At 40.4% G+C, this 18676-nt stretch carries 20 protein-coding genes; 19 read left to right on the top strand and 1 reads right to left on the bottom strand.

The genetic code is table 11. The features are described 5' to 3' along the window. Positions 1–7: 7 nt before the first annotated feature. The 7 genes from CDZ88_RS06095 (at position 8) to CDZ88_RS06125 (ending at position 5554) form a co-directional block, all read left to right on the top strand. A complete protein-coding gene (locus CDZ88_RS06095) occupies positions 8–718 on the top strand; it encodes a demethylmenaquinone methyltransferase (RefSeq protein WP_100372696.1) in 711 nt (236 codons plus the stop codon). A gap of 24 nt (positions 719–742) precedes the next feature. Then, complete coding sequence (locus tag CDZ88_RS06100; RefSeq protein ID WP_100372697.1) at positions 743–1606, top strand: UbiA-like polyprenyltransferase; 864 nt, start codon at positions 743–745, stop codon at positions 1604–1606. Beyond that, the gene (locus CDZ88_RS06105; RefSeq protein ID WP_100372698.1) at positions 1603–2205 is read left to right on the top strand and encodes a UbiX family flavin prenyltransferase; all 603 of its coding nucleotides are present in this window, start codon (positions 1603–1605) and stop codon (positions 2203–2205) included. The genes CDZ88_RS06100 and CDZ88_RS06105 overlap by 4 nt, the downstream gene beginning before the upstream one ends. A 2-nt stretch (positions 2206–2207) precedes the next feature. Continuing rightward, positions 2208–3053 (top strand): menaquinone biosynthesis protein, encoded by an 846-nt coding sequence (locus tag CDZ88_RS06110; protein WP_100372699.1) that lies wholly within the window; start codon positions 2208–2210, stop codon positions 3051–3053. Between the two features lie 23 nt (positions 3054–3076). After that, positions 3077–4048 (top strand): heptaprenyl diphosphate synthase component II, encoded by a 972-nt coding sequence (gene hepT, locus CDZ88_RS06115; protein WP_100372700.1) that lies wholly within the window; start codon positions 3077–3079, stop codon positions 4046–4048. 159 nt (positions 4049–4207) lie between these two features. Next, a complete protein-coding gene (gene ndk, locus CDZ88_RS06120) occupies positions 4208–4651 on the top strand; it encodes a nucleoside-diphosphate kinase (RefSeq protein WP_100372701.1) in 444 nt (147 codons plus the stop codon). Between the two features lie 126 nt (positions 4652–4777). Further along, on the top strand, positions 4778–5554 hold the full coding sequence (locus CDZ88_RS06125) for a CheR family methyltransferase (protein ID WP_100372702.1): 777 nt from the start codon (positions 4778–4780) through the stop codon (positions 5552–5554). 29 nt (positions 5555–5583) lie between these two features. Here CDZ88_RS06125 and CDZ88_RS17595 read toward each other — a convergent pair whose 3' ends face one another. Beyond that, positions 5584–5727, bottom strand: a complete 144-nt coding sequence (locus tag CDZ88_RS17595; protein WP_198507824.1) for a hypothetical protein — start codon at positions 5725–5727, stop codon at positions 5584–5586. Positions 5728–5976: 249 nt separating this feature from the next. On the opposite strand from CDZ88_RS17595, the gene aroC reads away from it, so the two are divergent. From aroC to aroA, 12 genes are all read left to right on the top strand, one after another. After that, positions 5977–7149, top strand: coding sequence for a chorismate synthase (aroC, locus tag CDZ88_RS06130; RefSeq protein ID WP_100372703.1), 1173 nt, complete (start codon positions 5977–5979; stop codon positions 7147–7149). A 1-nt stretch (position 7150) separates the two neighbouring features. Next, entirely contained in the window at positions 7151–8257 is a 1107-nt protein-coding gene (gene aroB, locus CDZ88_RS06135) for a 3-dehydroquinate synthase (RefSeq protein WP_100372704.1), read from the top strand. Further along, the gene (gene aroH, locus CDZ88_RS06140; protein WP_100372705.1) at positions 8241–8612 is read left to right on the top strand and encodes a chorismate mutase; all 372 of its coding nucleotides are present in this window, start codon (positions 8241–8243) and stop codon (positions 8610–8612) included. Before aroB ends, aroH begins: the two co-directional genes overlap by 17 nt. Positions 8613–8966: 354 nt before the next feature. Beyond that, positions 8967–10484, top strand: coding sequence for an anthranilate synthase component I (trpE, locus tag CDZ88_RS06145; RefSeq protein ID WP_100372706.1), 1518 nt, complete (start codon positions 8967–8969; stop codon positions 10482–10484). Further along, positions 10477–11502, top strand: coding sequence for an anthranilate phosphoribosyltransferase (gene trpD / locus CDZ88_RS06150; protein ID WP_100372707.1), 1026 nt, complete (start codon positions 10477–10479; stop codon positions 11500–11502). The genes trpE and trpD overlap by 8 nt, the downstream gene beginning before the upstream one ends. Then, complete coding sequence (gene trpC / locus CDZ88_RS06155; RefSeq protein ID WP_100372708.1) at positions 11495–12268, top strand: indole-3-glycerol phosphate synthase TrpC; 774 nt, start codon at positions 11495–11497, stop codon at positions 12266–12268. The genes trpD and trpC overlap by 8 nt, the downstream gene beginning before the upstream one ends. Next, positions 12243–12926: a phosphoribosylanthranilate isomerase gene (locus CDZ88_RS06160; protein ID WP_269799274.1), complete on the top strand. Its 684-nt coding sequence runs from the start codon at positions 12243–12245 to the stop codon at positions 12924–12926. The genes trpC and CDZ88_RS06160 overlap by 26 nt, the downstream gene beginning before the upstream one ends. Next, a complete protein-coding gene (trpB, locus tag CDZ88_RS06165) occupies positions 12886–14094 on the top strand; it encodes a tryptophan synthase subunit beta (RefSeq protein WP_100372710.1) in 1209 nt (402 codons plus the stop codon). The genes CDZ88_RS06160 and trpB overlap by 41 nt, the downstream gene beginning before the upstream one ends. Further along, positions 14091–14891, top strand: coding sequence for a tryptophan synthase subunit alpha (gene trpA, locus CDZ88_RS06170; protein WP_100372711.1), 801 nt, complete (start codon positions 14091–14093; stop codon positions 14889–14891). The genes trpB and trpA overlap by 4 nt, the downstream gene beginning before the upstream one ends. Positions 14892–14931: 40 nt before the next feature. After that, the gene (gene hisC / locus CDZ88_RS06175) at positions 14932–16038 is read left to right on the top strand and encodes a histidinol-phosphate transaminase (protein WP_100372712.1); all 1107 of its coding nucleotides are present in this window, start codon (positions 14932–14934) and stop codon (positions 16036–16038) included. A gap of 114 nt (positions 16039–16152) precedes the next feature. Next, positions 16153–17250 (top strand): prephenate dehydrogenase, encoded by a 1098-nt coding sequence (locus tag CDZ88_RS06180; RefSeq protein WP_100372713.1) that lies wholly within the window; start codon positions 16153–16155, stop codon positions 17248–17250. Between the two features lie 12 nt (positions 17251–17262). Further along, positions 17263–18555, top strand: a complete 1293-nt coding sequence (gene aroA / locus CDZ88_RS06185; RefSeq protein ID WP_100372714.1) for a 3-phosphoshikimate 1-carboxyvinyltransferase — start codon at positions 17263–17265, stop codon at positions 18553–18555. Positions 18556–18676: the final 121 nt, after the last annotated feature.

The following is an 18676-nucleotide window of genomic DNA, read 5'->3' on the forward strand; positions in this document are numbered from 1 at the left end:
ATAATATATGAGTCAAACGAAAGAAGAACGGGTTCACCAAGTGTTTGAAACCATTTATAAGCGCTATGATCTGATGAATTCAGTCATCTCGTTCCAACGACATAAAGCATGGCGCAAAGCAACAATGAAACAAATGAATGTTCAACCGGGTGATCATGCGCTGGATGTTTGCTGTGGAACGGCAGATTGGACGATTGCATTAGGGGAAGCTGTAGGTACTACTGGCCGAGTAGAAGGCTTAGATTTTAGTAAAAATATGTTACTCATTGGTGAAGAGAAAGTCAAAGAGAGTAAGATGAAACATGTCTCCTTACGGCATGGGAATGCGATGGAGCTGCCATATGACGATGAATCGTTTGATTTTGTTACGATTGGTTTTGGTTTAAGAAATGTACCAGACTATATGCAGGTGTTAAAAGAAATGCACAGAGTTGTTAAAAAAGGTGGGAAAGTTGTCTGTTTAGAAACAAGTCAACCAACCATTCCAGTTTTTAAACAATTATACTTCTTTTACTTCCGTCGGGTTATGCCTGTCTTTGGTAAAGTGTTCGCAAAAAGTTATGACGAGTATTCATGGTTACAAGAGTCAACGATGGCGTTTCCAAATCGAGAGAAGCTAGCTAAAATGTTCTATGAAGCTGGATTCGAACGTGTTGACGTGCAGGCTTATTCTGGAGGGGTTTGTGCGATGCACCTCGGAGTGAAGTCTGAAAAATAGTCAAGTAGAATTGGGGAAGATATCGTGATTAGAAAGATAAAAATCATCTTAGAAATGATCAAATTTGAACATACTGTTTTTGCTTTACCCTTTGCATATTTTGGAGCCATTTTAGGTGCATTTATTATGAACGATACGATGCCTACCTTGTCTCAATGGATTTGGATAACGGTTGCAATGATTGGTGCTAGAAGTGCTGCTATGTCATTAAACCGAGTGATTGATGAAAAGATTGATAAGCATAACCCTCGTACGGCTGATCGAGCGATCCCTGCAGGGTTAATATCAAAAATTGAGGTCTTGACCTTTATTGTGATTTCAATGGGGATGCTTATATTTGCAGCTTTTCAGTTAAGCCAGTTAGCTGTTTACTTATTGCCGTTGGCGGTTTTTTTCCTTGTGTTTTATTCTTATACAAAACGTTTCACTTGGACATGTCATCTCATTCTTGGGGTTACAATAGGATTAGCGCCCTTAGGTGGTTGGGTAGCAGTAACAGGAATGTTGTCACTTGAAGCAATCATCTTATTTATTGCTGTTGCATTATGGACAGCAGGGTTTGATGTTATATATGCAACACAAGATGCTGACTATGACCGTGAACGTGGATTGTATTCCATTCCAAGCCGATTTGGAATTAAACGTGCGCTCATCATTGCAAAAGGACTTCATATCATTAGTTTCGTTGCTTTTGTGCTTCTTTATGTTTTAACACCTTTAAGTTGGTTATACCTAATTGGTGTAGTTATTGCAGGAGCGATTATGGTCTATGAGCACTCCCTTGTAACCGCAGACGACCTTTCAAAAGTGGGAGTAGCGTTCTTTACTATGAACGGTATCTTAAGTTTAGTAATGTTTATTTTCACCGTGATGGATGTGATCATATGAATGAATCTCCAAAGAAAATTATGACTGTAGGTATTACAGGCGCAAGTGGTGGATTGTATGGAGTTCGTTTAACGCAAGAATTACTTCGACAATCCTATAAAGTCCATCTCGTATTAACGGAAGCTGCTTGGCAAGTATTCAGAGAAGAGTTACAGTTAGATACAAGTAATCGCGAGCAAGTGATTACAGATTTATTTGGTGATAGACCAGGCGAACTTCACACTCATGATTTACATGACTATGCAGCACCAATTGCTAGTGGATCGTATCGGAGCGCGGGAATGATTATTATTCCTTGCTCAATGGGAACTCTATCTGGTATTGCACATGGAGCTTCTGGTAATTTACTTGAGCGTACTGCAGACGTGATGTTAAAAGAACGACGTAAGTTAGTCATCTGCCCGAGAGAAACCCCTCTACATCAAATACATTTAGAAAACATGCTAACCCTTTCAAAAATGGGAGCGACCATTTTACCAGCAATGCCAGGCTATTATCATTTGCCAAAGACCATTGATGATCTAATTAATTTCCTTGTTGGAAAGGCATTAGATAGTCTTGGCGTAGAGCACGAGCTATTTACCCGTTGGGGGGAATAAAAATGTCATTAGTAATTGGTGAGATCTCTTATACAAATATTTTGCCATTATATTATTATTTAGATCGTGAGCTATTAAAGAGTCACGGGTGTTCATTCACTCCTCAAGTGCCATCTGAATTAAATGCCTCTATGTCTGCTGGACGGGTAGATGTAGGTGGTATTTCATCTTTTGCATATGCTGAGAATACAAGTCAATTTACTTTATTACCTGATTTATCGGTTTCTGCCTATGAGAAAGTGGGCTCGATTTTTCTTTTTTCAAAAGTTCCAATTGAGCAACTTTCAGGAAAATCGATTGCGTTAACATCAAGCTCAGCGACTTCAGTTCATCTACTTAAAGTGATTTTAGAACGTTTTTATCAACATGAAGTTCAATATGAAACGATGAAACCTTCGATGGACCGAATGTTAGATCAAAATGATGCCTGCCTCTTAATTGGAGATGATGCCATATTAGCTTCGTGGCGTAAAGCTGAAAAACTGTATCAGTATGATTTAGCTTCATTATGGTACAAGCACACGGGTCTCCCAATGACATTCGCAGTTGTTGCCGTAAGAAATGAAGTGATTGATCGTAGTAGTCACTTAGTGGGGCTATTATATCGATCTCTTATTCAAAGTAAACAACTGAGTAGACAGAAGCAATTCCAACCAATGATTAAAGATATTTTACAAACATATGGTGGAAGAAAGTCATTCTGGGATGAATACTTCCAAGAGTTGTGTTATGAATTTAGTGAAAATGAACAAAGAGGATTAACGTTATATTATCAATTGGCTTATGAATTAGGATACTTACAAAAACCTGTAGATGCAATTCAGATATGGAAAGCAGTTGAAAGCTAACTCTGTGTAGTAAGGTGGAAGAGATGAAACTAGCCGATATTTATTTACAATTCCAATCAGATATTTCAATCATCGAAAAAGAGCTTGAAGCAACTCTTCAAGCAAAGCATGATGTGTTAAGAGAAGCTTCTACTCATTTACTTAGAGCTGGAGGCAAGCGAATACGACCTGTTTTTGTGTTATTAGCGGCTAAATTTGGTCAATATGATATCCATGTTCAAAAAAACATTGCTGTCCCACTGGAGCTCGTTCATATGGCTTCACTGGTTCATGATGATGTAATTGATGATGCTGAGTTGCGGCGAGGTAAAAAAACCGTAAAATCAGAATGGGATAATCGAGTAGCCATGTACACAGGAGATTTTATTTTTGCTAAAGCTGTCGAAAGTGCGAGCTTTTTTGATGAGCCGAAAATTCATCAAATATTGTCTGATACATTAGTAGAGATGTGTATTGGTGAAGTAGAACAAATCCGAGATCAGTATAATTGGGGCCAGGATTTACGTGTTTATTTGAGACGAATTAAACGTAAAACAGCGTTGTTAATTGCTGTTAGCTGTAAGCTTGGCGCCTTAGCAGCCAAAGCAGATACAGAGATCCAAAAGCACTTGTATAATTTTGGTTACAATGTAGGAATGTCTTTTCAAATTACTGATGATATTCTTGATTTTGTCGGAACAGAAGAACAGATAGGAAAGCCAGCAGGTGGGGATTTGAGTCAAGGGAACGTGACGTTGCCAGCTCTATATGCCATGCATCACAACGAGAACATCTATAAGATGATTAAAGAACATTTAAAAGGCGAGTTCCCTGAACATGCTGATGTTTCTCTCATTATTGAGGCGATTAAACAATCTGGTGGAATTGAATATTCACTTAAAATGAGTGATCGATATTTAGAGCGTGCCTATCAGGCATTAGAATCTCTTCCTGAATGCGTTGCAAAATCGCAATTAATAGAAATCGCACGATACATAGGCACGCGTAAGTTTTAATGTGTGGGGAGTCAATGGACTCTCTTTTTTTCTTCATAAATGGAAATGAATACGTTTTATTGAGTATATCTGTAAAAAAATGATTGAGACTGTTTAGAATCTTTGCTATAATAACAGAGGCTTGACCATACATAGTTTATGAGAGTGAGGGTATTTAACATGGAACGTACATATTTGATGATTAAACCTGATGGAGTTCAACGCAATTTAATTGGAGAAGTTGTTTCACGTTTTGAAAAGAAAGGGTTTACATTAGTGGCTGGAAAATTGATGACGGTTTCAAAAGATACGGCAGAAACTCATTATGCTGAACATAAAGAACGTCCTTTCTTTGGAGAATTGGTCGACTTTATTACTTCTGGTCCTGTCTTTGCCATGGTTTGGGAAGGTGACAATGTCATTAGTACGGCTCGTACAATGATGGGTGCAACGAACCCTGTAGATGCAGCTCCTGGAACAATCAGAGGCGATTATGGTGTTCAAGTCGCAATGAATGTGATTCACGGTTCGGATTCACCAGAAAGTGCGAAACGTGAGATTGGTATTTTCTTTGAAGAAGCAGAGCTTAATAACTATGAAAAAGCAGTAAGTAAATGGGTTTAAGAAAGCGCTAACATAAAGGTGCCTGTTCATTATGAGCAGGTGCTTTTTCTTATTATAAATAGTTGATGTGATCATGCCGATATCATAGTATAATAGAACCGATACAAATTGAGGAGAATACATACTATGACTGATGATTACCAACACTTTATCGCGCAGGTGAAAAAGAAGACAGGCATTGATTTATCTTTGTACAAAGAAGCACAAATGAAGCGAAGACTTGAATCATTACGAGATAAAAGAGGATTTACTAGTTTTGATACATACTATGAAGCGTTAGTAAAAGACCAAACATTATTCAATGAGTTTCTAGAGCGCATGACCATTAATGTTTCAGAATTCTACAGAAACAGTAAGAGATGGGAAGTGCTCGAAAAAAGAATCTTGCCCCGTTTGTTAAAGGAAAATTCAAAGCCGAAAGTTTGGAGTGCAGCGTGTTCAACAGGTGAGGAACCGTACACGCTGGCAATGATTATGGCGTCCTACTTATCATTACCTAGCGTTTCCATCTTAGCAACGGATTTGGATCGGGCAATTATAGAGAGAGCCAAGGTTGGGTTTTATACGGATCGTTCATTAAAAGAAGTTCCGACGAAAACTCTTAACAACTATTTCATCAAAGAAGATATGGGTTACAAAGTAAAAGATGAAATTAAACGTACGGTCACATTTAAACAGCAAAACCTTCTGTCAGATCCATTCGACTCGATGTTTGATTTAATCATCTGTCGCAATGTCATGATTTATTTTACAGAGGAAGCAAAACATGAGTTGTACACTAAATTTAGTAAAGCACTAAGACCTGGTGGTGTCTTGTTTGTAGGTAGTACCGAACAAATTTTCCATGCCGAGAAGTATAATTTTGAAACAGAAGACACGTTTTTCTATAAGAAAAAAGCGTAACCAGCTCTATTTTAAGAGCTGGTTTTTTATCAATTAAGATCGTTAGAGTCTCTTTGTTTTTGTAAATATGCATTAAGCACCTTTTGTTTCACTTGGTTGTACGATAATCCAGATTGCTTGTTCAATCTTTTCACTTCTTCAATAGTTGTTCCGCTTTTCGTTTTGTTCTTCACAGGTTTACCTCCTTTTCGTTAGGTTTCTAAGTGGTAGTATACCCAAAACTTAGCTAATACAATTGCTTTTAGAATTTTTTTGCGGACGTGAAGATTTAATGAAATTGTTTAGACTATAGCAGGGGATTTTGATACAATGACTAATTAATAACGAAATGTTCCGATTTTATCGAGACAGAAACGAAAAATCATGTTATAATTTAGCGCATAAAAGCGATAAAGAGTGTTTGACTTGGAGGAGGAGACGAGATGAGGTATTTAACAGCTGGAGAATCACATGGCCCACAACTCACAACGATCATTGAAGGGGTCCCTGCTCAACTTGATTTATTAGCAGAGGATATTAATGTCGATTTGAAAAGACGTCAAGGTGGTTATGGTCGAGGAAGAAGAATGCAGATCGAGAAAGACCAAGTTCAAATTTTAAGTGGTGTTCGTCACGGGAAAACGACAGGAGCACCCATTACGCTTGTGGTTGAAAATAAAGATTGGACCCATTGGACAAAGGTTATGGGAGCAGAACCCATCTCAGAGGATGAAGCGAAGGAAGTTAAAAGACAAGTAACTCGTCCACGTCCTGGGCACGCTGACTTGAACGGTGCAATCAAGTACGGTCATCGAGATATGAGGAATGTGTTGGAACGCTCATCTGCACGTGAAACAACTGTTCGAGTTGCCACGGGTGCGGTAGCAAAGAAAATATTACATACGTTTGGGATTCGAGTAGGTGGACATGTTTTGGAGATTGGTGGTGTTCGTGCAGAAGAGACTCACTACAAGACGATGGATGATCTACAAGAACGGTCCGAAGCTTCTGCTGTGCGCTGTTTAGACAAAGTGGCTGAACAGAAAATGATCGAAGCTATTGATTCAGCTAAGCAAGAAGGAGATTCAATTGGCGGCGTTGTCGAAGTCGTTGTCGAAGGGGTCCCGATCGGACTTGGTAGCCATGTCCACTATGATCGAAAGCTTGATGCAAAACTTGCAGCGGCAATGATGAGTATCAATGCATTCAAAGGTGTGGAAATTGGTATAGGTTTTGAGGCAGCTAGAAAGCCTGGAAGTGAAGTTCATGATGAAATTCTTTGGGATGAGGAAAAAGGATATTACAGAAAATCAAACAATTTAGGTGGGTTTGAAGGTGGAATGACGAATGGTATGCCGATAGTTGTGCGTGGAGTGATGAAGCCGATTCCTACGTTGTACAAACCACTGCAAAGTGTAGACATCGATACAAAGGAGCCTTTTGCTGCAAGCATCGAACGCTCAGATAGTTGTGCGGTTCCTGCAGCATCAGTTGTAGCAGAGTCTGTGATTGCATGGGAAGTTGCGAATGCCTTACTTGAAACATTTGGTCATGATCGAATCGAAATGATTGAAGACAACCTCAATCGTCATAACGAACATGCGAGGGATTTCTAACATGGCCGTTGTTCATGTAGAGACCAAATCCTCTTCCTATGATGTCAGGATTGGTCGAGACATTAGACATCATATGATCGATTTACTGAAAGAACAACAGATACATTACATTTCATCCATTTGGATCATTACAGACGACAATGTCCATGCACGATATTCTATGGATGTTCTAACCAGTTTATCGAGTGAACATATTGTTTATACAGATGTTGTTACACCGGGGGAAGGATCTAAATCGATGGATGTGTATCAACGCCTCCAGCGTCGTGCTTTAGAGCTAGGCCTTGACCGTAAATCATTGGTTATCGCGTTAGGCGGTGGAGTGATTGGTGATTTAGCTGGTTTTGTTGCTGCTACCTATATGCGCGGGATTCGATTTATTCAAATGCCGACGACATTACTCGCTCATGATAGTAGTGTCGGAGGAAAAGTGGCGATTAATTTACCTCATGCTAAAAATATTGTCGGGGCTTTTTATCAACCTGAATTCGTTATTTATGATACGGACATGTTAAAAAGTTTGCCGGAAGTGGAATGGCGTTCTGGTTTTGCTGAAGTAATGAAACATGCGTATATTCGGGATGCGGACTTTTTAGTTTGGTTGACCGAACATGTCACATCGTTTCACTCCTTCAATGACTCATTGATCGAAAGCATGCTTGTACGCTCAATCGGAGTGAAAGCAGCAGTGGTCAAAGAAGATGAAAAAGAGCATGGCATACGAGCTTTCTTGAATTTTGGTCACACTTTAGGGCACGCAATTGAAGCTGAGCTCGGGTATGGAAAGCTGTCTCACGGTGAAGCTGTAGCAATCGGAATGTTATTTTCGATGCGTTTGTCAGAAAAAATAACTGAACAACAGCTACCAGTCATTGAGTGTATCAACTGGATGAGGAAGCTTGGTTATAGTACAGATATTCCAAGAACATTGACTTCGTCGACATTACTCCAGTCGATGAAAAAAGATAAAAAAGCAACATCAGGTTTAATTAAGATGGTTCTTTTAAAGCAAGTCGGAGAAGCCTTTGTTCAAGAAGTATCCGATGAAATGGTGTTAGAAGCATTAAATAAGGCATTAAAGGAGGGATTTGATGATCCGTGGAATTAGAGGAGCGACTACGGTTGAAGCTAATGATGAGGGTGTGATCTTAGAGGCCACAGAGGAATTAGTGAAGGAACTAATTACACGCAATCACCTACTCGCTGATGATGTTGCTCAAGTACTAATTACCGTCACAGAAGATCTGAGTGCTACTTTCCCAGCAAAAGCGTTAAGAAGGTTTTCAGATTGGGTGTATGTTCCCGTTGTCTGTGCGCGCGAAATACCTGTCCCAAATAGTTTACCTATGTGTGTCCGGTTATTACTGACAGTGAATACTGACGTTTCTCAAGCGGAAATCCAACATGTTTATTTAAGAGAAGCTAAGAAGTTACGTCCCGATCTTACAGCTTCCAATCGGTAGTCACATTTTATCATTTTAATGCATATACTTATTCGGATGAAGAACAAGTTGTGGTTCTTGACGAAATCAAGAACGCGCGTTACACTATAAAAAATGCGCACGACATAACAGTATGTTGTGGCATAAGAGCAGAGATTGTACGTAGAGTATTTTAAGAAATGAATGCGACAAATAATAGTAGTTTAGCTGAGATGAGTATGAGTTGAGTAGAGCAGAGCCGAGTTTAGGATAGGGATACGTGTGTATGCACACCCTAGGACTCGTTGGTCTTAGGGTGTTTTTGTTGTATCTAAAGGTCCTACATCCTCCTTTATTCCCTCTTATTCATTCCGATTACACAAAGGAGTGAATGAAATGAATAGCACATCTTTTACATCTTTTCATCAAGCCATGCAGTCATATGATACTGTGCCCGTCTTTAAGCGGTTTTTCGCAGATGGAATGACCCCTATACAAATAGCCTATCAACTTAAGAATCAATTAACCTACCTTCTAGAGAGCAAGGATGAGGCATCGACTTGGTCTAGGTATTCTTTTATTGGATTAAACCCTATGTATCATCTAGTTGAAGAAAATAATCGCTTTGCTACGTACACGAATGACAAAGAAGAACTGCTCCGTGCCAATTCATTTCAGGAGGCGCTAGATCAGACATTGGTTCATATAAACGTACAGCCCCTTGATCTACCTATTCCTTTTCGAGGTGGAGCCGTCGGTTACATGAGCTATGAAGCAATTGAAATGATTGAACCTACTCTAAAACAATCAAATCAATCAGATGAATCGAAATATCATTTCATCTTCTGTCAAACATTGATTGCCTATGATCACTTGAAAAAAGAGCTAATGGTCGTCCGGTATGTTCCTGTTTCACGAGATGATGATGATGAAGCAAAAAGTGATTACCAAACAGCTTTAGCAGAGATCGATCAATTGTTTTCAAAACTCGAAGAACCGACACCTGGGTTGATGGTACCGGCGATTCAAGAAACAAATGCAGAAGTTTCATTTGATGGAGTAGCTTCTTCCTATACGAAGAGAGGCTTTACTGAAGATGTAAAAAAAATCCAAGAGTACATTTTAGCTGGAGATATTTTTCAAGCCGTGCTTTCTCAACGCTTTTCCATACCTGTAACAAGTGATGCCTTTGATATTTACAGGGTGTTGCGAATGGTAAACCCATCGCCATATTTGTTTTATTTGAAAATAGATGAAATGGAGGTCGTCGGTAGTTCGCCTGAACGTCTCGTCCAAGTAGAAGGAGATCATGTTGAGATTCATCCTATAGCGGGAACTAGACCAAGAGGAACAACGGCTGAAGAAGATCAAAAGCTAGCGGAAGAATTATTAGCTGATGAAAAAGAACGAGCTGAACATTATATGCTCGTTGATCTTGCTAGGAACGATGTAGGTCGAGTATCTGACTATGGATCGGTTCAGACTCCGACATTGCTTGATATTGGGCGTTTCTCTCACGTAATGCATATTATTTCAAAAGTAACAGGACGATTGCGGAGTGGTGTCACTCCTGTTGATGCTCTCATGTCTTCGTTTCCCGCTGGTACGGTATCAGGTGCACCGAAAATAAGAGCGATTGAGATTTTACAAGAACTTGAACCGACGAAGCGAGGTCTTTATGCAGGTGCAATCGGTTATTTAAGCTATAACGGAAATATTGATTCATGCATCGCCATTCGCACGATGGTCATAAAAAACAAGACGGCTTATGTTCAAGCAGGTGCGGGAGTTGTAGCTGATTCGGTTCCAGAACTGGAATATGAAGAGACTCAGAACAAGGCAAAAGCTTTATTACGAGCTGTGCAGCTTGCTGAGAAGATGTTTGGAGAAAAGGGGGCGGTCACTCATGTTTAAACAATATCTTCGTCAATGTATGGAAGGAAAAACATTAACCGAAACAGAAGCTCAAATGGTGATGGATACGATCATGAGTGGAAATGCTACACCAAGCCAAATTGCAAGCTTGTTGACGGTTTTACGATTTAGAGGCGAGACGGTAGAAGAGATGATCGGTTTTGCAAAGTCGATGAGATCTCATTCGGTCACGATTCCACATCAAATTACTGGAGTTGTGGATACGTGCGGAACAGGTGGAGATGATCTCGGTACATTTAATATTTCAACAGCAACTGCACTTGTTCTCTCAAGTATAGGCGTTCCTGTTGCCAAACATGGAAATCGAGCCGTCTCTTCAAAAAGCGGAAGTGCCGATGTCTTAGAATCGTTAGGAATTGACATTCAAAGTACACCAGAACTAGCAGCCGAATCTTTAGAAGCACAACAGTTATGTTTTTTGTTTGCCCCACTTTATCATCAATCAATGAAGCATGCTGTCGCACCTCGACGTGAAATTGGCTTTCGCACAATCTTTAATCTGCTCGGACCGTTAACGAATCCAGCAAGAGCGGAGCATCAGTTAATTGGTGTGTACGATGAAGAATTTTCCATGAAGATGGCCGAAACGTTAAAAGCACTTGGTACGACACATACAGTATTTGCAACGGGGGCAGAAGGGTTAGATGAATGCTCAATTACAACCGATACAACTTTAATCGATGTACGTAAAGGCTCGATTAATAAATATATTATCACACCAGAAGAGGTTGGCTTACGCCGTGGAACATTAGAAGATATTCAAGTCCAAACACCAGAAGAAAGTGCAGAACTTATTCTTCAAGTGGTAAAAGGCGAAGCGAATCATTCCGCTGAAGGAATTGTCACGCTAAACTCAGCTGTAGCCATGTATGCAGCCGATCGTGTGGACACGATTGAAGAAGGCGTACGGGCGATTCAAGAGGCAATTAAGTCAGGTGTTGTTATTGAACATGTACGTTCAATCCAATCAGAACGGAGGCACTCTCAACATGCTTAATACAATCATTCAAACAAAAAAAGAGGAACTACACACCTTAGAACTTCCCCCAGTAACATCAGTTGAACGGAAATCGCTATTTCATGCATTATCGATGCCAAATCGTTCGGTGGGTTTAATTGCCGAAGTGAAAAAGGCATCTCCATCTAAAGGACTTATTCGTGAAGATTTTGATCCGGTTGCCATAGCAAAAGAATATGAACAATCAGGTGCAGATGCGATCTCCGTTCTCACAGATCAAGTTTATTTTAAAGGGCATCGAGATTACTTAAGGGATATCAAACAGACGGTTCAATTGCCTATATTGCGAAAAGATTTTATTATAGACCAAAAGCAAATAGAAGAGAGCGTAAGAATAGGTGCGGATGCCATCTTACTTATTGCGGGTATTATGCCAAATGAAGCACTAAAAAAACTATATGATGAGGCAGTTTCAAGCGGTTTAGAATGTTTAGTTGAAGTCCATGAAGAAGAGGAGTTAACTTCTTTACTTAAAGTGTTCACTCCGCAGATTATAGGTGTGAATAACCGCAATTTAAAAACATTTAAGACAGACCTCAAACAAACAGGACGCATGGGAGCATTAGTTCCAATTGAAAGTGTGTTTGTGAGTGAAAGTGGTATTCACACTCATGCCGATCTATCCACCGTAAAAGAGTTTGGAGCACAAGCTGTTCTAGTAGGTGAATCATTAATGAGAGCGAAAACACCAACGATAGGCATTCAATCCTTATTTGGCGGTGAGTTTCTTGAGACCTCTTCTTAAAATTTGTGGCAATTACGATTGCCGCGATGTAAGCACGGTGATGACTACAGACGCGGATTATGTGGGGTTTGTTTTTGTGAAAAGCAAACGTCAAGTCACTGTAACCCAGATGAAAAACTGGCTTGCCCAACACCCTGAACGAACACAGAAGGTTGTAGCTTTATTTGTAAATGAACATAAACAAGTGATCAAAGATGTGGTGAATGAAGTCAATGTGGACATCATTCAATGCCACGGAACGGAATCACCTGATTATATAAAAGAGCTAAAAAAGTTAGTCTCATGTCCCGTTTATAAAGTGATTCATGTCGATAATCACACCGTTGAAAACATGAGGAGATACGAAGGTATTGCTGATGGATTTATTCTAGATTGCAAAGTGAAAGATGCGTGGGGAGGAACCGGTGAATCCTTTGATTGGTCCGAGTTACCACGGTTCATTAAGGAAGGTAAAAACCAAGGGGTCTACGTCTTTATTGCAGGCGGTGTACGACCGGATAACGTCGACGATCTAGTAAGCTATCAACCAGACGGAATTGATGTATCAAGTGGTGTAGAAACGAACGGGCGAAAAGATAAGCAGAAAATCGAGTACTTACTAGAGAGGATGAAGAAATATGAACACAGAAAAGGTCACATATCCAGATCAGCGAGGTAGATTTGGAGAATTTGGTGGGAAATATGTTCCTGAGACGCTTATGAGTGCGATTGAAGAGTTAGAAAAATTTCTAGATGAGGCAATGGCAGACGAGGCATTTTTAGAATCATATAAAGATCATTTACGCGAATTTGCCGGAAGGCCGACATCATTAACGTATGCGAAAAACATTTCAGAAAAACTTGGAGGGGCATCGATTTATTTAAAACGTGAGGATCTGGTACATACAGGCGCCCATAAATTAAACAATGCGATTGGGCAGGCCTTACTGGCTAAACGAATGGGGAAGACAAAGCTTGTAGCTGAAACAGGGGCAGGTCAACACGGTGTGGCAACGGCCACGATCGCTGCGAGATTTGGTCTTTCTTGTAAAGTATTTATGGGAGCAGAAGATATGGAACGTCAAGCATTAAATGTGTTCCGCATGGAGTTGCTTGGTGCGGAGGTAATACCTGCCACATCAGGAAGTCAGACATTAAAGGATGCGACGAATGAGGCGATTCGTTACTGGGTTACACACGCAGAAGATACATTTTATCTCATTGGATCAGTAGTTGGCCCGCACCCTTATCCGCGAATGGTTCGTGATTTTCAACGAGTGATAGGGGACGAAGCTCGAGCGCAATTTTTAACTCGTGAACAGCGGCTACCGACAGAAGTGATAGCATGTGTTGGTGGTGGAAGTAATGCCATTGGAACGTTCTATCCGTTTCTTGAAGATGATGTGAAATTAATAGGTGTCGAGGCGGCAGGGAAAGGGCTGACAACGAATGAACATGCTGCGACGATTACTCTCGGAAAAAAGGGTGTTATCCACGGTTCACTTACGTACTTATTGCAAGATGAAGCCGGTCAAATTACGGAACCATATTCGATATCAGCTGGCCTAGATTATCCTGGAGTTGGACCAGAACATGCTCATTTAGCTAGTACGAAACGAGTTCAATATGATGCGGTAACGGATCAAGAAGCGTTAGATGCTTTAAAATTTCTATCGGTTGAAGAAGGAATCATTCCGGCGATTGAGACGGCTCATGCATTAGCGAAAGCCTTTGAGAGAGCAAAAGAATTATCACCTAATGATACAATTCTCGTTTGTTTATCAGGACGAGGGGACAAAGACGTTCATACAATTATGAAGCATTTCAAAAAGGAGGAGTCGTTATGAGTGAGCGAATGAATCAGTTAACACGCAAAGATGGTTCTTTATTTATCCCATTCATTACTGCGGGCGATCCGAGCTCTGATGCGACGATTGAATTAGCTCTTATGCTTGAGGAAGCTGGAGCCGATCTCCTTGAACTTGGAATTCCATATTCAGATCCATTAGCGGATGGTCCGACCATACAAGAAGCCTCGAAACGCGCCTTAAAAGGAGGCATGACACTTGGAGGAGCGATGAAACTTGTTCCTGTCATGCGCGAGCGGGGATTAACGATTCCTGTCGTTGTCTTCACCTATTTCAATCCCCTCCTACAGTTCGGAGAAGAACGTTTTACTCAGTTGGCAAGTGAGATGGGAATTGACGGGTTACTTGTTCCTGATCTTCCTTATGAAGAAAATGTTCACCTTGTAGCTCTTTGTGAAAAAGAAAAACTATCTTTTATCTCACTAGTTGCCCCTACATCGAATGAACGAATTGAAAAAATTGCTAGACGCGCTCAAGGATTCCTGTATTGTGTGTCCTCTTTAGGCGTAACGGGTGAGCGAAAAAAAATTGATGCTCGTGTGTATGATTTCTTACAAACGGTCAGAGAAAAAAGCTCTGTACCTATCGCTGTTGGTTTTGGGATCTCGTCTGCTGAACAAGTAAAAGAAATGAATCAACATGCCGATGGGGTCATTGTAGGAAGTGCCTTAGTCGCTGAGATTGCGAAATACGAAGAGCAGCTTAAAGATGAAAAAAACAGAAAAGATGCATTATTTCAAATAAAAACGTTTGTCACCTCGCTTATTTCATCGTAACATAGGAAATAGAATACTTTCACAAGGTGGGGTGCTAAAGATGCAACCAAAAGCTCAACTTCTCGGTTTACCTAGTTATGAACCCGGCAAACCAATTGAAGAAGTGAAAAATGAATTAGGACTTGAAGAGATTGTGAAACTAGCATCAAATGAGAACCCATTCGGTGCATCGGAAAAAGCTGTTGAAGCGATACAGAAAGCAGCAATGAATACAGCAGTTTATCCAGATGGATACGCTCGCGAATTAAGACAAGTTGTCGCTAGTAGCTTAGCGGTTGACGAAGATCAACTCATCTTCGGTAATGGGTCTGATGAGGTGATCCAATTTTTATGTCGGACATTTTTAGAAAAAGGTACGAATACGGTAACGGCGCATCCAACCTTCTCACAATATAAGTTGAATGCGACGATTGAAGGAGCAGACATCCGTGAAGTTCCTTTGAAAAAAGGTGTTCATGATCTAGATGCGATGCTTGAAGCCATTGATGAACAAACGAAAATTGTTTGGGTATGTAATCCAAATAATCCAACCGGGACCTATGTGGACGAAGAAGACTTTATTCGCTTCCTCGATCAAGTTCCACCACACGTCATTGTCGTTTCAGATGAAGCTTATTATGAGTACGTGACAGCGGAGGATTACCCTCAGACGATTCCATTAATAGAGCGGTACAAGCAATTAATTGTATTACGTACTTTTTCAAAAGCGTACGGACTTGCTGCGTTGCGGGTAGGATTTGGTGTAGCCAATAAACAGCTTATCTCTTATTTGCAGCCAGTACGTCCACCTTTTAATAATGTCTCGTTCGGACAAATTGCAGCAAAAGAGGCTTGGCTAGATCAAGACTTCATTCAACGTTGTCTAGAAAAAAACAACCAAGGAATGAAGCAGTTTAAAGATTTTTGTGAAAAACATCAATTAAACTATTATCCTTCTCAGACAAACTTTTTGTTAATCGAAGTGAATCAAATAGGTGATGAAGTTTTTCAAGCCTTGCTGAAAGAAGGGTTTATTGTACGATCTGGGAACCCACTGGGATTTTCTCAAGCTATACGTGTGACGATTGGAAAAGAAGAGGATAACAAACGTTTATTTACAGCGATGGAAAAAGTATTATCCTTACCTTCACTTTCACCAAACGCTTAAGGAAGATCGTCTTTCAAGTACAGACGTACGGTTGAAAGGCGATTTTTTACATAGGAACACATCGAGTTACGTATTGTAAGAACTTATAACACTGTTTTAGTTAGGGGAGAGAGTATGAAGCGCAAGGTCTTTATCGTTGGTCTCGGTTTGATTGGTGGATCGATTGCTCTAGCCATTCAAAGAGAACACGACGTACATATTATCGGTTTTGACATTCAACGAGAGCAATTGAAAATCGCTCAATCATTAAAAGTCATAGATGAAGCAGCTCCTTCGTTTGAAGAAGGTATTCGTGACGCTGATTTAATTGTTCTTGCTACACCTGTGACACGTACGACCCAACTTTTAGCAGATCTTCTTCATTATGAATTAAAGCCAGGTGCGATCATTACAGATGTCGGCAGTACAAAACGTAAAATTTATGATCAAGCTGCTTATTTAAGTGAAAAAGGAGTGACATTCATTGGGGGTCATCCAATGGCAGGTTCCCATAAAAGTGGGGTAGAAGCAGCCCGTGCCCATCTTTTTGAGAATGCTTATTATGTCTTAACACCTAGTGAAGACACAGATGCGAGAAAAGTTATTCAGCTTCAAAACTGGTTAAAAGGCACTAAAGCAACATTCATTGAAATGACAGCGTCGCAACACGACCATGTGGCAGGAGCGATTAGTCATTTTCCTCATATTGTCGCAGCGAGCCTTGTGCATCAAGTGGCAAAGCTTGAAGAGGAGGATCCGCTTGTTTCACGCCTTGCTGCTGGGGGATTCAGAGATATTACGCGTATCGCCTCAGCAAGTCCTGTCATGTGGCGAGACATACTCTTACAAAATAAAGATAGCCTGCTAACATTGCTTGAAGCATGGATGAATGAAATGAAGGATGTTCAGTCATTAATCGAAGAAGAGAACGAGACAGACATCTACACGTATTTTGAGCAAGCCAAAGCATTTCGAGATGGATTACCTGTAAAGAAAAAAGGTGCAATCCCGTCTTTTTATGATCTGTATGTAGATGTACCCGATCACCCTGGTGTCATCTCTGATGTGACTAGTATTTTAGCACAACATGAAATTAGCATTACGAACATTCGTATTTTAGAGACGAGAGAAGACATTATGGGCGTGCTTCGATTAAGTTTCAGATCAGAACAAGACCTTATTGAAGCGAAACATCAACTACAACATCATCTATACGAGACGTATCGATTATAAGAGGAGGACATTATGCCAGAACGAGTAGTAAAAAAAGGAGCGAATGGTTTACATGGTACGATACGAGTACCAGGAGATAAGTCGATTTCTCATCGAGCTGTAATGTTTGGAGCGATTGCTCAAGGTGTAACAACCATTGAAGGTTTTTTAAGTGGAGAGGATTGTCTGAGCACGATCTCTTGTTTTCGAAAGTTAGGCGTGACGATTGAACAAGTAGATGATCGCGTCTCGATTAACGGCCAAGGCTGGGAAGGCCTAAAAGAGCCATCCGAAATTTTGGATGTCGGCAATTCTGGAACAACAACACGACTCATGTTAGGTATTTTAGCAACTCGCCCGTTTCATTCGGTTGTCATTGGAGATGAGTCGATTGCCAAACGCCCGATGTTTAGAGTGACATATCCTTTAAGAGAAATGGGAGCCGAAATTGATGGTCGTGAGGATGGGAATTTTACTCCGCTTTCTATTCGTGGTGGTAAAACGAAAGGGATATCCTTTACATCGAACGTCGCTAGTGCTCAAGTAAAGTCAGCAATTTTACTTGCTGGACTACAAAGTGAAGGGGTAACATCTGTCACCGAGCCTGCTCTCTCACGTGATCACACTGAACGAATGTTAGAAGCATACGGCGTAAACGTTGTCCGAGATGGATTGACAGTTTCAGTAAGTGGAGGCCAATCGCTAAAAGCAAATCATATTGTTGTCCCAGGTGACATTTCATCGGCAGCATTTTTCCTTGTGGCAGGAGCGATTGTACCTAACAGCATCGTAACGTTAACTGGTGTGGGAATTAACCCCACTCGTTCAGGGATCATTGATGTTTTAATAGAAATGGGAGCAAGTCTTACGATAGCAAATGAACGACTAGTTGGTGGGGAACCGATTGCGGATTTAACGATTGAAACCTCTGATTTACAAGGTATTGAAATTAGTGGTGAGATGATCCCGAGGCTGATTGATGAAATTCCTGTTATAGCGGTCCTTGCTAGTCAAGCCAAAGGAAAAACAATCATTAAAGATGCACAAGAGCTTAAAGTGAAAGAGACGAATCGTATTGATACCGTTGTTAGTGAATTAACAAAACTAGGTGCGGCCATTAAAGCAACTGAAGATGGAATGGTTATACAAGGAGAGAGTCATCTAACTGGCGGACTAGTAGATAGCCATGGTGATCATCGAATTGGTATGGCAATGGCCATTGCAGGTCTAGTAACTGATGAGCAAGTATCTGTTATACGTAGTGAAGCCATTGCGGTTTCGTATCCAACATTCTTTGATGACATCAAATCATTATCATCAAAATAACCAAGAAAGAGTAGCTTGTGATCAATTTGATCGCAAGCTTTTTTGCAAAAAAATCCCCTAATTCATAATTGTAAGCGCTTACGAATTAGGGGTTAGCAAAAGCTATAGATTGTATGGATAG

This window comes from Bacillus sp. FJAT-45037, from assembly GCF_002797325.1.
Lineage (GTDB): Bacteria > Bacillota > Bacilli > Bacillales > Bacillaceae_D > Alkalihalophilus.

Bases quoted from the DNA above. Each gene is read 5' to 3' on its own strand.
- CDZ88_RS06095 (WP_100372696.1), top strand. From the start codon at position 8: ATGAGTCAAACGAAAGAAGAACGGGTTCACCAAGTGTTTGAAACCATT.
- CDZ88_RS06105 (WP_100372698.1), top strand. From the start codon at position 1,603: ATGAATGAATCTCCAAAGAAAATTATGACTGTAGGTATTACAGGCGCA.
- CDZ88_RS06110 (WP_100372699.1), top strand. From the start codon at position 2,208: ATGTCATTAGTAATTGGTGAGATCTCTTATACAAATATTTTGCCATTA.
- hepT (WP_100372700.1), top strand. From the start codon at position 3,077: ATGAAACTAGCCGATATTTATTTACAATTCCAATCAGATATTTCAATC.
- ndk (WP_100372701.1), top strand. From the start codon at position 4,208: ATGGAACGTACATATTTGATGATTAAACCTGATGGAGTTCAACGCAAT.
- CDZ88_RS06125 (WP_100372702.1), top strand. From the start codon at position 4,778: ATGACTGATGATTACCAACACTTTATCGCGCAGGTGAAAAAGAAGACA.
- aroC (WP_100372703.1), top strand. From the start codon at position 5,977: ATGAGGTATTTAACAGCTGGAGAATCACATGGCCCACAACTCACAACG.
- aroB (WP_100372704.1), top strand. From the start codon at position 7,151: ATGGCCGTTGTTCATGTAGAGACCAAATCCTCTTCCTATGATGTCAGG.
- aroH (WP_100372705.1), top strand. From the start codon at position 8,241: ATGATCCGTGGAATTAGAGGAGCGACTACGGTTGAAGCTAATGATGAG.
- trpE (WP_100372706.1), top strand. From the start codon at position 8,967: ATGAATAGCACATCTTTTACATCTTTTCATCAAGCCATGCAGTCATAT.
- trpD (WP_100372707.1), top strand. From the start codon at position 10,477: ATGTTTAAACAATATCTTCGTCAATGTATGGAAGGAAAAACATTAACC.
- trpC (WP_100372708.1), top strand. From the start codon at position 11,495: ATGCTTAATACAATCATTCAAACAAAAAAAGAGGAACTACACACCTTA.
- trpB (WP_100372710.1), top strand. From the start codon at position 12,886: ATGAACACAGAAAAGGTCACATATCCAGATCAGCGAGGTAGATTTGGA.
- trpA (WP_100372711.1), top strand. From the start codon at position 14,091: ATGAGTGAGCGAATGAATCAGTTAACACGCAAAGATGGTTCTTTATTT.
- hisC (WP_100372712.1), top strand. From the start codon at position 14,932: ATGCAACCAAAAGCTCAACTTCTCGGTTTACCTAGTTATGAACCCGGC.
- CDZ88_RS06180 (WP_100372713.1), top strand. From the start codon at position 16,153: ATGAAGCGCAAGGTCTTTATCGTTGGTCTCGGTTTGATTGGTGGATCG.
- aroA (WP_100372714.1), top strand. From the start codon at position 17,263: ATGCCAGAACGAGTAGTAAAAAAAGGAGCGAATGGTTTACATGGTACG.